The organism is Anaerotignum faecicola (assembly GCA_024460105.1).
GTDB lineage: Bacteria > Bacillota > Clostridia > Lachnospirales > Anaerotignaceae > JANFXS01.
On sequence record JANFXS010000002.1, the window covers coordinates 225,738 to 240,513 of the forward strand.

Sequence of the window (14,776 nt, forward strand, 5' to 3'; positions counted from 1 at the left end):
TTATTATAGCATGTATAATGATTTGGTACAGCATTAAAAATGGCAAAAAATTATTTTTTTACAAAAAATTTATAGTGAAAAAAGTACATATCTCAGGAGGTAATTTCAATGTCAAAAGAAAAAATTGTCCTTGCCTATTCAGGCGGTTTGGACACAACAGTTATAATCCCATGGCTTAAAGAAAATTATAACGATGCAGAAGTTATAGCCGTATGCGGCAATGTCGGCCAAGGCAAGGAAACGGATGGCCTTGAGGAAAGGGCGCTCAAAACCGGCGCAAGCAAACTTTATATTGAAGATATTACGGAAGAATTTATTACCGACGCTATTTTCCCATGCGTTAAGGCAAACGCCGTTTATGAAGGCAAATATCTTCTCGGCACTTCAATGGCAAGGCCTATAATTGCAAAAAGGCTTGTGGAAATCGCCCGCAAAGAAGGCGCTACGGCTATCTGCCACGGCGCTACGGGCAAAGGCAACGATCAAGTCCGTTTTGAACTTACGGTTAAAGCGCTCGCTCCCGATCTTAAGATAATCGCCCCATGGAGGCTTGACACCTGGAAAATGCAGTCACGCGAGGACGAGGTTAAATATCTTGAAGAAAGAGGCATTGAAGCCCCTGTCAAAAAAGGCGACAGCTACAGCCGCGACCGTAATATCTGGCATTTGAGCCACGAAGGGCTTGAACTTGAAGATCCTGCAAACGAGCCGAATTACGACCATATCCTTCAGCTCGGCGTTTCTCCCGAAAAGGCTCCGGATAAGCCTGAATATGTAACGCTTACGTTTGAAAAAGGTATCTGCACAAAACTTAACGGCGAGGAAGCAGGCCCTGTTGAGCTTCTTACAAAGCTTAATGAAATAGGCGGCAAAAACGGCATCGGCATACAGGATATCTGCGAAAACCGTGTCGTAGGCATGAAATCCCGCGGAGTATACGAAACGCCCGGCGGCTCAATACTTTACTATGCCCACAGGGAACTTGAATACCTCACCCTTGACAAACAAACTCAAGCTTGGAACGAAATATGCTCTACAAAATTTACAGAACTTGTATACAGCGGAGAATGGTTTACGCCGCTTCGCGAAGCGCTTTCGGCATATTTTGATTCGGTTAACGAAACTGTTACGGGAGAAGTTAGGCTTAAACTTTACAAGGGCAATATTATCCCGGCCGGATCGACAAGCCCATATTCGCTTTACAACGAGTCTATTGCAAGCTTTACAACGGGCGAGCTTTATAATCATAAGGACGCCGACGGATTTATCAACCTCTTCGGCCTTCCTCTTAAAGTGCGCGCAATGATGAAACAGGCGAACGAAAATAAATAATTAAAATAATAATCAAGGCCGGATTTGCCGGAATACATTAATTTAATTCCGGCGTCCGCAGCCTTGATTTTTTATGTCAAATAGTTTACGCCAAATAAATAGTATTCATATATTTAAAGAAGGGATGATTATATTATGAGCAAGTTATGGGGCGGAAGGTTCACAGGGGAAACTGACAGTTTTACGGACCATTTCCATTCTTCCATTTCATTTGACAGGCGCATGTATAAAGAAGATATAACAGGCAGCATCGCTCATTCCGCAATGCTCGGAGCGCAGGGCATTATATCCGAAAGCGACGCCGAACTTATAGGCAGGACATTAAAAGAAATACTTGAAGATATTGAAAACGGCAAAATAGAATTCGATGAAAAGGCCGAAGATATTCACATGAATATAGAAACAATACTTATAGAGCGTATAGGCGACGTCGGAAAGCGGCTTCACACAGGACGCAGCAGGAACGATCAAGTTGCCCTTGATATACGAATGTATATTAAAAAAGAAATTACGGCAATACAGTCCCTTATAACAGAACTGTGCAAATCCCTTAACAATACCGCAAAAGAAAACACTGATACAATAATGCCCGGATATACTCACCTTCAAAGGGCGCAGCCAATCACTTTTGCGCATCATGTCCTCGCTTATGTTGAAATGTTTAAACGCGACTATGAAAGGCTTTCCGATACTTACAAACGCACAAACATTATGCCTCTCGGAAGCGGCGCGCTTGCAGCGACGACATATCCGTTGGATCGTGAAATGGTTGCGAAAGCCCTCGGTTTTGACAGCATAACGCTCAACAGCCTCGACGGTGTAAGCGACAGGGATTTCTGCATAGAGCTTTTAAATGCACTTTCAATTCTTATGATGCATTTAAGCCGTTTTTGCGAAGAAATTATATTGTGGAGCAGTCATGAATTTAAATTTATAGAACTTGACGACGCCTACTCAACAGGCTCAAGTATTATGCCGCAGAAAAAAAACCCGGATATGGCAGAACTTATAAGAGGCAAAACAGGCCGCGTATACGGCTATCTAATCGGCCTTTTAACAACTATGAAAGGGCTCCCTCTTGCGTACAATAAAGATATGCAGGAAGATAAAGAAGGCGTATTTGCAGCTATAGACACCGTAAAAATGTGTCTGCCCGTATTTACAAATATGGTCAAAACCATTAAGGTAAGAAAAAACAATATGTATGAAGCCGCGAAAGGCGGTTTTACAAATGCAACCGACGCCGCCGACTGGCTTGTCAAACAGGGAGTTCCTTTCCGCGACGCTCATGCGATTATAGGAAAACTTGTGCTTTACTGCATAAATAACGATACAAACCTTGACGACCTTTCCATCGAAGAGTATAAAAAAATATCCCCGGTATTTGATGAAAGCGTTTACGACGCCATTAAAGTTGAGAAATGCGTCGAAGCAAGAAATGTCCCTGGCGGCCCTTCAAAAGAATATATCGAAAAATTAATACTTATAAATGAAAAATATTTTGCTTCTCTTTAAAAAGACTTGTTTTAAATAAAAATCAGGCCTTTTCAGATATTTTTCAATAATACGCCATATATTTCAATTACGGAACCGAATAAATATTCTTTAATTATAATAAGCCCGCCGCCTGATTAAGGCGGCGGGCATTGCTAATTTTATATAGAGTCATCAATTTCAACTGCTCAATGGATAACAAAGCGTCGGGAATCACGGAAATATCATTAAACTGTCTGCCATATTTATATACATAAAATTGCGATATATGTTTCTGTAAATTAACTCTGCCTGCTTTTGCTGTTTATAGATATATAATTTAAGCTGTATGACATACATATTTTAGAATAAAAAACTATATGCAAATGGCCTTAAAATTCATTTATAATATTGCCTGCAAAGATTTTGAGTATAAAAATCGACGCCTTTAAATGTCATAGATATATAAGTAAATCCCTAAATATATTTAATCTTTAAATCCTAAAATTCCGCTTTCATATTACATTGCGTGCAGAAATACCGTCTATATCAAATTTATATTTTTCAAAGCATTATATACATGAATACGCGAATACAGCTCCGCCCCTGCATAATCTCTTTCCTTTATGCACTCTGTTATCTTTTTGTGGTAAATAACGGCATTTTCTGTAAAGGAATCTATAATTTTTTTATCTTTTATTGAATTGTGGATGATTGTTATGGATTGGTGCAAAAGCGGCGTCAGCTGTTCAAATATTTTATTATGCGAAGCAGTAGCTAAAGCTTTATGGAATTTCGTGTCAAGTTCTTTATAAGGTTCTCCTGAAAGGCATGCTTCACGGCATAGCTTTTCATAATAAAAAATGCTTTCAAGCTCTTCCTCAGTCGCAAAATCAATAGTTGCTTTAATCATGGCCGGCTCCAATATAAGCCTTAAATCAAGGGAGTCTTTTAAATCCTGTTTTTTGTCGTTAAGATATATCATATCGAATAAATTAGATGCCAACCCGGGGTTTTCTTTTACAAATGTTCCGACTCCCCTTTTAATTTCAAGTATGTTGCCTGCAATTAGAATTTTTACGGCTTCCCTGATAGACGTTCGGCTCACATTAAGAAGAGAGGCGAGATTGCTTTCATTCGGAAGCTTTTCCCCCGGCTTATATATTTCTTCCGCCAAAATCATATTTTTCAGTTTTTCAGCGGTTTCTTCCGCAAGAGAAATATAAATTCCCATTAGATCACCTCTCCGTTTAATGCAGTTATTATACATTATAAAAAATTCAAATTCAAGATTTTGATCTTTATTGCAGTTTAACAAAATCATATAAAATTACAAGAATATTCTATAATTAATTTCTCTTCCGTCGTCCATAAATATGTTGAATATATTTACATGATTATATAACCGCGATTTTACCTCCGTACTATTTCGCATTTTAATCATCCTGCCGCCATTTACAAAATACTATGCGTTTTTTAATAAGTTTGTCATCCATTATACGGCGCGCTTTTCCTATGAAACAAATAATTTGTTAACACATTCTCGGATATAGAAAAATATGACTGTATTTTATGAAAAATATAGTCATACTAGTTAAAATCTTTTCATAGAATATTTTTTTGGCGAATACCAATTTTTTTCCTTGAAAAACTATATTTCATTTTCTTTTGCCTGCTTCCTCCGATACGATAACAAATATCTTTATATTTTTCATACGAAAGACATACTATCAATTTTCAAAAAATACATAATATGTTTATCTCTATAATATATTATTCTAACATGATATATTGCCGGCTCAAAACCGTTATAAATTATAATACCATATAAATCACTAATAATAAATTGTATGTTTTACACAAAAATAATAGTATTTTTAATTAAAAATGTCAAAAAAAAGATTTTTATTCTTTTTAAATTGACATACTGTTTAAATGGTGATATTTTAAATCCAACATAGGATCTCTTTTTGATAAATCGAATTTTCAACAAATAGAGATACTATGTCATTATCCTATTATAATTTTTATGAGGAGGTTATATTATGAAGAAAATGGTAAAAATTATCGCTCTCGCCGTTACATGCGCAATAACGCTTTCAGCGCTTGCAGGCTGCGGCGGTTCTTCCGACGGTTCGACGGAAGGCGCACAGTCTGAAGGTTCCGGCGGAAACGTTGAAACCGAGGTGCTTCTTGCCTCGCATCCGTTTAACGACACACATCCTTGGCAGCTTGGCCTTGAATATTTAGGCGATTTGCTCTACGAGAGAACAGGCGGCAGATATGATATTGAGGCATATCCTTCAGGCTCCCTTTCGGGCGGCAGCAACCGCTCTATTGTTGAAATGACAGGCACAGGAGCTTTGCATGTTATGATCCATTCCGGGCTCAGCTATCAAGGCTTTAATGAAAAATTTGCCGTATTCTCGCTCCCGTTTATGTTCCCTGACAAGGAAACCGGGTTTGAAGTGCTTAACAACAGTGAAATCGGCAAAGAGGCCATGACATGGCTTGAAGATTCAGGATGTATTTCTTTCTCAATATGCGAAAACGGCATGCGGTGGCTTACAAACTCAAAACGTCCCGTAGAAACCCCAGAAGATCTTAAAGGCTTAAAAATAAGGGTTCCCGAAGCAAATTCCCTTATAGACTCATTCAAACTTTGGGGGGCGGATCCTACAATCCTTAATATGTCAGAAGTTTACACAGCCATACAGCAGGGAACCGTAGACGGACAGGAAAACCCTGTTGCCGCCATAGATTCCAACAAGCTTTATGAAGTATGCCCATATATAACCGATTGGACTTATTGCTGGGATCCGGCGTTTATAATGTGGAACAAAGACCTTATTAACGGTTTATCCGAAGAAGACAAAGAAATATTCATTCAAGCGTCAAAAGAAGCGGCCGAATACATAAATAAACTTATTACAGAAACCGACGCTGAAAAAGTAGAAGCTTTCAAAGATGCAGGCTGTGAAATAATTACCCTTACGCCCGAACAGGAAGCCGCTTTCAAAGAAATGGCGCTGCCCGTATACGATTCATACAGGGAAATTTTAGGCGCCGACCTTGTAGACGGCCTTATAGACGAAATAGAAAAAGCATCCGCCAAATAAACATTTATTCCTTAAATCCCGGCGGTACCTCCGCCGGGAAAACTTTTTTAACAGGGGGTTTAAAATGAAAGACAACATTTTTATAAAAATTTTTAACCATATTGAAGAGACTCTTTTGTCGGCAGCCTTTATAGCAATGACTCTTATATGCTTTATACAGGTAATAACAAGATACATTCTCCATTTTTCATTGCCATGGTCGGAGGAAGTTTTAAGGGCGTTATTCGTTTGGAGCTCATGCCTGGGCATAAGCATTGCATTCAGGACAAAAAGCCATATGGGCGTAGACGCCGTTGTAAACCTTTTCCCACGAAAAGCAAAGTTTGCGCTTTCAATTATATCATACCTTATAGTAATTGCATTTTGCGTTATAATGATTTACTTCTCGGCGGGCGTAACATGGAAACAAATTGCAACGCAGCAAACGACAATAGCTTTAAGGATGCCGATTGCTTACGTTTCCATATCCCTTGTAGTCGGTTTCTCCCTTACAATCATCAGGATTATACAGGCGCTTATCGACGATATAAAAAACAGGAAAGACAATGAAGAAATGCATATATCGGAAGGCTTATTATAAAGGAAGGAGGTTTTACGATGTCGCAAATGGTACCGATTATTTTAATAACTTTTGTTATTTTTCTTATTATGAACGTCCCTATTGCCGTAAGCCTCGGTTTTTCGGCTCTTATATCAATACTCGCCGTCGGAAAGCTGCCGCCTTCACTTGTGCCACAGCTTGTGTATGCCGCGTCGGACTCATATTCGCTTATTGCCATACCTTTTTTTATGCTTGCGGGCTCGCTTATGGAAACAGGCGGCCTTTCAAAAAGGCTTATAGACTTTGCAGATGAAGTCGTCGGTTCCTATTCAGGAGGCCTTGGCGTTGTGGCAATTATAACAAGTATGTTTTTTGCGGCAATATCAGGTTCCGGCCCCGCAACAGTCGCCGCCCTCGGCGGAATACTTATACCTGCCATGATAGAAGCCGGATATGATAAAAGATACGCCGCCGCCCTTATGGCAACCGCCGGATCGATAGGCATAATAATTCCCCCGTCAATACCTATGATTGTATATGCAGTGCAGGCAGAGGTTTCCGTAGGGAATATGTTTATGGGAGGATTCCTTCCCGGCATATTGTTCGGCCTTATTTTGATAGCCCTTAACTATTTCATTTCCAAAAAACACGGTTACAGGGGTGTACAGAAAAAAAGGAATTTAAAAACAATATGGAAAGCTTTTAAAAGCGCGTTTTTTGCAATACTCATGCCGGTTATCATATTAGGCGGCATTTACGGCGGAATATTCACCCCTACAGAAGCCGCCGGCGTATCTGTCGTTTATGGGTTTGTAGTCGGCATGTTTTTTTATAAAGAACTAAAAATTAAAGAAATTCCGAAAATGCTTACAAAAGCCGGAATAGGCTCTGCAACGGTACTTTTTATAATTATGGGCGCTTCCGCATTCTCATATGTAGTGGTAAGTCAGGGAGTCCCGGCCGCACTTGCCGGTTGGGTTGCTTCTGCAACAAGCAATAAAATAATAATACTCCTGCTTATCAACATACTGCTTCTTATTGCGGGCTGTTTCCTCGACGCAAGCTCCGCAATTATAGTGCTCGTTCCGCTTTTGCTGCCGATTACAAATTCAGTAGGCGTAAACCCGCTGCATTTCGGAATTATAATGGTCGTAAACTTAGCTATAGGCCTTATCACCCCTCCTGTAGGCCTGGATCTGTTCGTAGGCTGCAACATAGCCAAAATAAATATAAGCGATATAGTAAAAGCGCTCCTGCCACTTCTTGCAGCAACATTAATAGCCCTTATGCTTATCACATATATCCCCGATATATCGCTTATACTTCCAAGGCTTTTCGGCGCAAGCGGCGTTTAAAAAATTTAAGTTAAGGAGATGTTAAAATGTCCGACAGAGTTATATCCGAACTATTGAAAGATATAAAAATACCGAAAATGGTAAAAGTCCACCAAAAGTTCGCACGTCCCAAAATCGACAAAGAAGATATTAAAAAAGTAATATCCACTCAACTTGAAAATGATAAATTCGCTTCAAAAATAAAACCTGGAATGAATATATGCATAACCTGCGGCAGCAGAGGCATAAGCAATATTCCGATTATAATAAAATCCATCGCCGATTTCTGCAAAATCCAAGGCGCAAATCCCTTTGTGGTACCTGCCATGGGCAGTCATGGAGGAGCTACGGCAGAAGGCCAGCTTGAAATACTTTCCTCTCTCGGAGTTACTGAAGAAAGCGTAGGATGCCCGATAAAGTCGTCTATGGAAACCGTAGTTATAGGCCATACGACGATAGGCGACAAGCGACCCGAAGAATTGGAAGTTAGAATCGACAAGAACGCATATGAATCCGACGGCATCATACTTTGCGGTAGAATTAAAGCCCACACGGCTTTCAGGGGCGAATATGAAAGCGGCCTTATGAAAATTATGACAATAGGCCTGGGCAAACAGCAGGGCGCGGAAAGCTGCCATAAAAACGGATTTAAATATATGGCCGAACTTGTGCCTGCCTTCGGCAGAATAATTATGAAAAACGCCCCTATACTTTTCGGCCTGGCAATATTGGAAAACAGCTTTGACGAAACATGCCGGCTTGTCGCCCTTACTCCCGACGAAATAGACAGCGAGGAACCGAAACTTCTTAAAGAATCGTTTAACTATCTTCCGCGCATTTATTTTGACGACTGCGACGTGCTTATAACGGACGAATTCGGCAAAAATATAAGCGGCGAAGGAATGGATCCCAATATCACCGGCACATTTGCAACACCATACGCCACAGGAGGCATAAAAGCACAAAAAAGAGCCGTCCTTCGGTTAACGGAAGAAACTCATGGAAATGCCCACGGTATCGGAATGGCCGATGTTATAAGCCAAAAACTATATAATAAACTTAATTTGGAAGCCACATATCCCAATACTATAACTTCAACAGTGCTCGACTTTTCAAAAATCCCAATGATAATGGCCAACGACCGTGAAGCAATCCAGCTTTGCATAAAAAGCTGCAATGAGATTGACAAGGAAAATGTAAGAATTATACGGATAAAAAATACACTTGAAATGGAATATATATATGTTTCCGAAGCAATGATTGACGAAGTAAAATCAAATCCAAACCTCGAAATAATCTCAGAACTTGAAAACCTGGAATTCGACAGTGACGGAAACCTAAGCATTTAAACGTCATTACATTACATATACCCGCGGTTTAATGCGCTTAACATATTACGTCTGTCTTCCTTTTGCCGAAAACCGCTTAATTGCAACGCTTTCTTAAAATGTTTAAATGCACATAGACAGTATATTTTTGTAAAACTCTCTGTTCCCGCTGGTTTTATGCGGGTCCCCTCCTTTGGCAGCCGCTCAAACGGCTGCCTTCTTGCGCCTTTTAGCCATATATCCGAGTTGCTTTAATCTTACGGCGTTCGATTTATAAAATATGATTTTCCAAATTTCTCCTGCTTATTTATCGCGCCATGATATTTCTATGCATTTACTAAACCCATCAATTTTGTAATGTATTATATAAAAATACGCCTTTAGTTTATAATAGTGCAAACTATTTAGGCGTTTTTCGGAACATTTCCTTTATATCAAAGTAAAATTTTCAGAATATAAATGCAATAATACGACTTTAGAATATACATCAATGTTAAAGATTAACACATATTCCTATAAAATTATGATAGTTTCGGTTTATAATGGCGCACACGCCTCACAAGGAAAGCTTTCCGCATTTAGGCACTGCATACGCTTGGTTGTATGAGCCGCTTAACACATGCATATACGCCTTAAACAGCGAAAAATTTCCCCTTGTGAAAGCCGGAGAGCTTTAACCTTCAGCATCGGCATAAGACAAAACAACAATGCATAGGCGCCGCAACCCTACGGCAAGTAGATTTAAAAGCATCTGGTGCGCCTCTGCGGCCGATTAAAACCATACGCAACCTTATAAACTGAAGATAAACACATAATAAAAAAACCGCCTTAATAAGGCGGAATAATACGGAAGCGGTGGGATTCGAACCCACGTGCCCCGGAGGACAACCTGATTTCGAGTCAGGCTCGTTATGACCTCTTCGATACGCTTCCACTAAAAGCTATGTAAAAATTATAAACGGCTGTAAAGCTTTATTATTCATGCCGCTTCAAAAACCGCGAATACTATTATACATCTATTTTACATTTTCTGCAATAAAAATTTTAAAAATTACCGGAAATTATTACACTCCTTTTTAAAGATTGTATAATTCTCCTTTAGATTCCTGCTTATACTGATGTGCCTTGCTCCATATAATAAATATAAAACCCTATGTCGGAAATACCTAACTTTTATTAATCCGGCAGAACCGTCAAGCTTATGTAAAGTCCACAGAAGCAATCCTTCTTAAGGCATTTTTGATTTGAGCAACTTCCTCAACAGTAAAATCCTTCAAAACCTCTTCGTTAACAGAATCTATAATTTCAGTAATAGGCTCCTGAAGAGCGCGGCCTTTTTCTGTTATAATAACCTGAACTTCCCGGCGATCCTCTTTATTGATTACCCTGTCGATAAGTTCTTTTTTCTGCATCCTGTCAAGCACGCCTGAAATAGTAGAAGTTTCAAGGCATAAAGTTTCAGCTATTTGTTTTGGGGTTGCATGGCTTTTTCCCCAAAGGCAGCTTAAAACGCCATACTGGGAAGGCGTTACATCGTATTTTGCAAGCCTAATGCTCAGGTATTGGAAAACATTATGCTGTGCCGTTGTAAGCAGATAATTTATACACTCTTTAAGTTCCATACTTTTTCATTCCCCGATTTCTAAATAAATAGCAATAAAAATATTATATAAAAAAATACCCGTTATGTCAAATTTTAATTATCAAAAATTTCTTTCCTTTATTATTTTTAATACGCTGTTAACCTCGGCGCCCATAATAATTATGGTAACCATCAGGTAAATCCACAGCAGCAATACAATAATTGCGCCAATCGATCCAAAAACTATACTGTAGCTTCCTATGTTTTCAACATAATAAGAAAAAATCCATGAAACAAAAATCAGCCCCAAAACGGCCGCCGCCGCTCCGGGCACCGCTTCCCTCAATTTGATTTTGCACTCCGGCGCAATCCAATAAAGCATTGTTATAACGGCAAAGGAAATAAACGCCAAAGCAAAAAATCGCGCCGGAACCCAAAAATCAATAAATTCTTCGGAAATGTTTACAAACTCGGAAACATACATCAGTATCCTTCGCCCTACTACAAGCATTACAACGGAAGATAAAAATACTGCCGCAAAAAACATAGCGAACACAATTATAAGCAAAATTCTCCCAAAAAGCGGTCTTTTGCTTTCAGCTTGATAAGCCATATTTATCTCGCTCATAATTTTTGACATTGCCCTTAACGGAAAATATACCGTGAAAAATATACTTACCATAAGCAGATTTTTGCTTTTATAAAGAGTTACATAAATAATGTATTGATTTACGATTTTTATAACATCCTTAGGAAGTATGCCGCTTAGCATATTTGACAGTTCGGCCGTGGAAATATCCGCATATCCGAGAAGTGTGCTTCCCATAATTACAATAGGAAAAAAAGAAAAAATAAAATAATATGTCAAGGCGGCCGCGCTGTCGCCCACCTTATCCTTAAAGTATCTTTTTATAATTTCCCTTATAAAAAACACAGTTTTTTCTATGACCATAATATCCCCTCAAAGCCTTTATACTTTTTATTATATTATCATAAACAATATAATAATTAAATAACCGTGATTTATAACTTTGATATTTAATCATTAGGCGTCTTTATTTTACAAATGAATACTTGTTCCAAACAGTAAATTTTTCCGTTCTTCGGAACCGCAAATACTTTACCGGACTCTTTAATTCTCCCTTTGGAACATGCCGCGCGCCGTTATTCTCCCACGGTTAGCGCCCTTGCCGGAAGGAGAAGCCTGCATAGCTTCAGTTTACAAGGGTACACATGGTTTTAACGGATATCAGCGGTGCAATAGCTTTAAAGCCGTTTGCCGTAGGAACCGCTACGCCTGCCCGTTTTGCCTTCCCTTCTGCCGCTGACATCCGTTAAAACCCTCCGGCCTTACAAGGAAAAATTTTTTGCAGTTCAAGACGAATATGCGCCGGCATAGCTGATCCTATGGCAAGTATATGCAACACGGAAATGCGGAAAATTTTTCCTTGTGCGGCGTGTATTCCCTTGTAAACTGAAGCTAACTTCATTTTTTAACTATTTTTAAGACAATGACGATATAAGCTTTGTAAGGGACATGAAAAAATTTAAGTATAAAAAGTTATAGAACAGGAAGAAGAGGGAAAATAATGACACTTAATTCAAGCCAATCCGAGGCATTAGAAAAGTTTTGCGATATTATAGTTTGCGGCCGCAATGAAATGGTTTTTAAACGGTGTAAAGAGTGCATGGAGAATGCGGAAGATGAATATGGCGGCATCCCTGATGTGCTGTATGTGCTTTCGGGACAAGATACAGATCAGGCCGATCCATTCGGAAACGTTGCCGATGCCGATAAGCAGCTTTTGAAACAACAATATTATTTTATTTCTTCTGATGCGGGCGCACCTGATTTAGATGACTTTTTTATTTATATTGAAAATATTAAAGCAGCGCGCGGCCTTTCGTTTACCGTTAATAAGGAAAAATTCTCTTGCAACGATTGTATTGTTGAATGGCTTGCGGAACTTTCCGCACAGTTAAAAGACCTGTACATTGTCAATTTTGACGGCGGCAGTGAAGATTATCATTTTACAATTATGGATAAGCAGGATTGTGAAAAAGCAATGGCCCTGTTTGGCAGGCTGACAACCCATATAGTAGGATATAAATATAGCTCTTTTGTGATAACGGATGATTTTTTAGGTTAACTGTCAAATCAATTTCCGCTTGGGAAGAAACAAAAATATATAATAAAACAGAATATGATGAAACATAATGACATAAATCAACGAGAAGTTCGAACGGATTAAAAATAATGCAGTTAATTTTTAATGTATATTTATACTTTTGGTTTACAAGGGCAAATACGGTTGAAAACAGTATTATAATATCGGTATTCAAAAGTATTTGTGGCCGTTTCGGCGGCTTTTTACCGTTATTAAATCATTGATGATGTCCTCAACTCTTTGACTGTGCATGGAAAAATTTTTTGTTATTTGAGTTACAAATAGCTTAAGTTTACAATGGCACACACGGTTTTAACGGATGTCAGCGGTGCAATAGCTGTGTTAAAGCCGTTTACCGTAGGAACCGCTACGCCTGCCCGCCTTTGCCTTGCTCTTACGCCGCTGACATCCGTTAAAACTCTCCGGCCTCACAAGGAAAAATTTTTTGCAGTTCAAGACGAATATGCGCCGGCATAGCTGATCCTATGGCAAGCGTATGCAACACGGAAATGCGGAAAATTTTTCCTTGTTGGGCGTGTGTTCCATTGTAAACTGAAGCTATCATCGATTTTAACATGGATAATTGATAACTTCAAAATAATGTTAACTCAAATAACCATTTTCGTATAATTTCCGTATAATAACTTCCTATATTTAAGACGGGCGTTACGCCTTGCAAATTAAAATTTTTTATATGCCTGAACTGCCGCCGACCTTGAGCCCATACAAAATGCGGCAAGTTAAATATACCTGCCGCAATCGTCATCAACGCCGAATGTTTAATAAACATGAACCATGTGTTCTTTATTCTCAAAGGCAATACGGATAAAATTACTCAAAAATTTATTTTTCTCGGACTACATACATCCTTATATGGATATATGTAATCCATTCCGATTATTTAAAAAATTCAAACTCAGTGCCGATGCCTTTATCCAATGCCGATTTATAGAGCTTGTAAGCCTGCATATTATCCTGTATAGCCATACCGGTAGAATCAAATATGGTTATTTCCTCATCATTTGTTCTTCCCTGCTTGCTACCTATAACAATCTCGCCGATTTCTGCATAAATATCTTCTTTTTTAATTATTCCTTTGTCAATAGGATGCCATGTTTCGCCTTTTTTGACACACTGTTCTATAGAATCGTTTATAATTTTGGCGCCCCTGAATATTTCCGGATCAAATTCCTGTTTTCCCCTCATGTCAGTGCCGATTGCAACTATATGCGTACCCGGCTTTACCCATGACGCATCTATAACCGGCCCTTTGCCTCTTGTTGTAGTAATAAGTATATCGGCCTTTTCGGCGGCCGCCCGGCTTGTTTTTTCAAGTATTACAGGTATTCCGAGTTCACCTTCAATATCCTTCTTAAATTTTTCCATCGAATCCGCAAAAGCGTCAAAAGCATGTATTTCTTTAATTTTAATTATATGGCTGACAGCCCTGATCTGGTTCCTCGCCTGATTTCCCGTACCTATCGACGTTACAATTTCAGAATTTTTTCTGGCAAGATATTTCACCGACACAGCCCCGGCCGCCCCCGTTCTATATCCTGTTATATAGCTGCCCTCCATAATACACAGAAGCGCGCAATTTCTTGCGTCCCAAAGAAGAACGGTATTCATCCCCGCCGGAAGACCATAACTTGACGGGTTGTTTATGTATCCTCCCGAAGAAGCTTTTAAAGAAATTATTTCATTTCCCGAATAATAACCGGCCTTAAAATCAAGTTCTCCCCTCGGAGCGTCAAACGGCATAGCTATATATTCCGGCTGTATAACCTGTCCGCTGCAAAAAGCCCTGTACCCTTCCTCTACCGCGTCTATGGCGTCTTTCATACTTACAATTTTTTCTATATCTTCCTTTTTCAACAGCAATGTTTTCATAATAATTAT

11 protein-coding genes and 1 tRNA gene are annotated in these 14,776 nt (G+C 39.1%); 7 read left to right on the forward strand and 5 right to left on the reverse strand.

The annotated features are described in order from the left end of the window. The first annotated feature begins 108 nt into the window (after positions 1–108). Both NE664_03740 and argH read left to right on the forward strand, forming a co-directional pair. The gene (locus NE664_03740; GenBank protein ID MCQ4725775.1) at positions 109–1,332 is read left to right on the forward strand and encodes an argininosuccinate synthase; all 1,224 of its coding nucleotides are present in this window, start codon (positions 109–111) and stop codon (positions 1,330–1,332) included. A 135-nt stretch (positions 1,333–1,467) separates the two neighbouring features. Next, positions 1,468–2,847, forward strand: coding sequence for an argininosuccinate lyase (argH, locus tag NE664_03745; protein ID MCQ4725776.1), 1,380 nt, complete (start codon positions 1,468–1,470; stop codon positions 2,845–2,847). A gap of 502 nt (positions 2,848–3,349) precedes the next feature. Here the strand turns inward: argH and NE664_03750 are convergent. After that, on the reverse strand, positions 3,350–4,039 hold the full coding sequence (locus NE664_03750; GenBank protein MCQ4725777.1) for a GntR family transcriptional regulator: 690 nt from the start codon (positions 4,037–4,039) through the stop codon (positions 3,350–3,352). Positions 4,040–4,850: 811 nt separating this feature from the next. Between NE664_03750 and NE664_03755 the strand changes: the two genes are divergently transcribed. The 4 genes from NE664_03755 (at position 4,851) to NE664_03770 (ending at position 9,148) form a co-directional block, all read left to right on the forward strand. Then, complete coding sequence (locus NE664_03755) at positions 4,851–5,924, forward strand: DctP family TRAP transporter solute-binding subunit (protein ID MCQ4725778.1); 1,074 nt, start codon at positions 4,851–4,853, stop codon at positions 5,922–5,924. A 64-nt stretch (positions 5,925–5,988) separates the two neighbouring features. Beyond that, a complete protein-coding gene (locus NE664_03760; GenBank protein MCQ4725779.1) occupies positions 5,989–6,504 on the forward strand; it encodes a TRAP transporter small permease in 516 nt (171 codons plus the stop codon). Positions 6,505–6,521: 17 nt separating this feature from the next. Further along, a complete protein-coding gene (locus NE664_03765; GenBank protein MCQ4725780.1) occupies positions 6,522–7,820 on the forward strand; it encodes a TRAP transporter large permease in 1,299 nt (432 codons plus the stop codon). A 26-nt stretch (positions 7,821–7,846) separates the two neighbouring features. Beyond that, positions 7,847–9,148 (forward strand): lactate racemase domain-containing protein, encoded by a 1,302-nt coding sequence (locus NE664_03770; GenBank protein MCQ4725781.1) that lies wholly within the window; start codon positions 7,847–7,849, stop codon positions 9,146–9,148. Between the two features lie 826 nt (positions 9,149–9,974). Here NE664_03770 and NE664_03775 read toward each other — a convergent pair. The 3 genes from NE664_03775 to NE664_03785 all read right to left on the reverse strand — a co-directional run bounded on the left by NE664_03775 (position 9,975) and on the right by NE664_03785 (position 11,661). Continuing rightward, positions 9,975–10,060 (reverse strand) — tRNA-Ser (locus NE664_03775). 266 nt (positions 10,061–10,326) lie between these two features. Next, on the reverse strand, positions 10,327–10,749 hold the full coding sequence (locus NE664_03780) for a MarR family transcriptional regulator (protein ID MCQ4725782.1): 423 nt from the start codon (positions 10,747–10,749) through the stop codon (positions 10,327–10,329). An 81-nt stretch (positions 10,750–10,830) separates the two neighbouring features. Further along, complete coding sequence (locus NE664_03785) at positions 10,831–11,661, reverse strand: YihY/virulence factor BrkB family protein (protein MCQ4725783.1); 831 nt, start codon at positions 11,659–11,661, stop codon at positions 10,831–10,833. A 637-nt stretch (positions 11,662–12,298) separates the two neighbouring features. Between NE664_03785 and NE664_03790 the strand changes: the two genes are divergently transcribed. After that, entirely contained in the window at positions 12,299–12,859 is a 561-nt protein-coding gene (locus NE664_03790; GenBank protein ID MCQ4725784.1) for a hypothetical protein, read from the forward strand. A gap of 915 nt (positions 12,860–13,774) precedes the next feature. On the opposite strand, the gene NE664_03795 is transcribed toward NE664_03790, so the two are convergent. Continuing rightward, positions 13,775–14,767 carry an ornithine cyclodeaminase family protein gene (locus NE664_03795; protein MCQ4725785.1) on the reverse strand — a complete coding sequence of 331 codons (993 nt, stop codon included), beginning with the start codon at positions 14,765–14,767 and terminating at the stop codon, positions 13,775–13,777. Positions 14,768–14,776: the final 9 nt, after the last annotated feature.

Bases quoted from the DNA above. Each gene is read 5' to 3' on its own strand.
- NE664_03740 (MCQ4725775.1), top strand. From the start codon at position 109: ATGTCAAAAGAAAAAATTGTCCTTGCCTATTCAGGCGGTTTGGACACA.
- NE664_03785 (MCQ4725783.1), bottom strand. From the start codon at position 11,661: ATGGTCATAGAAAAAACTGTGTTTTTTATAAGGGAAATTATAAAAAGA.
- argH (MCQ4725776.1), top strand. From the start codon at position 1,468: ATGAGCAAGTTATGGGGCGGAAGGTTCACAGGGGAAACTGACAGTTTT.
- NE664_03795 (MCQ4725785.1), bottom strand. From the start codon at position 14,767: ATGAAAACATTGCTGTTGAAAAAGGAAGATATAGAAAAAATTGTAAGT.
- NE664_03755 (MCQ4725778.1), top strand. From the start codon at position 4,851: ATGAAGAAAATGGTAAAAATTATCGCTCTCGCCGTTACATGCGCAATA.
- NE664_03750 (MCQ4725777.1), bottom strand. From the start codon at position 4,039: ATGGGAATTTATATTTCTCTTGCGGAAGAAACCGCTGAAAAACTGAAA.
- NE664_03760 (MCQ4725779.1), top strand. From the start codon at position 5,989: ATGAAAGACAACATTTTTATAAAAATTTTTAACCATATTGAAGAGACT.
- NE664_03790 (MCQ4725784.1), top strand. From the start codon at position 12,299: ATGACACTTAATTCAAGCCAATCCGAGGCATTAGAAAAGTTTTGCGAT.
- NE664_03765 (MCQ4725780.1), top strand. From the start codon at position 6,522: ATGTCGCAAATGGTACCGATTATTTTAATAACTTTTGTTATTTTTCTT.
- NE664_03780 (MCQ4725782.1), bottom strand. From the start codon at position 10,749: ATGGAACTTAAAGAGTGTATAAATTATCTGCTTACAACGGCACAGCAT.
- NE664_03770 (MCQ4725781.1), top strand. From the start codon at position 7,847: ATGTCCGACAGAGTTATATCCGAACTATTGAAAGATATAAAAATACCG.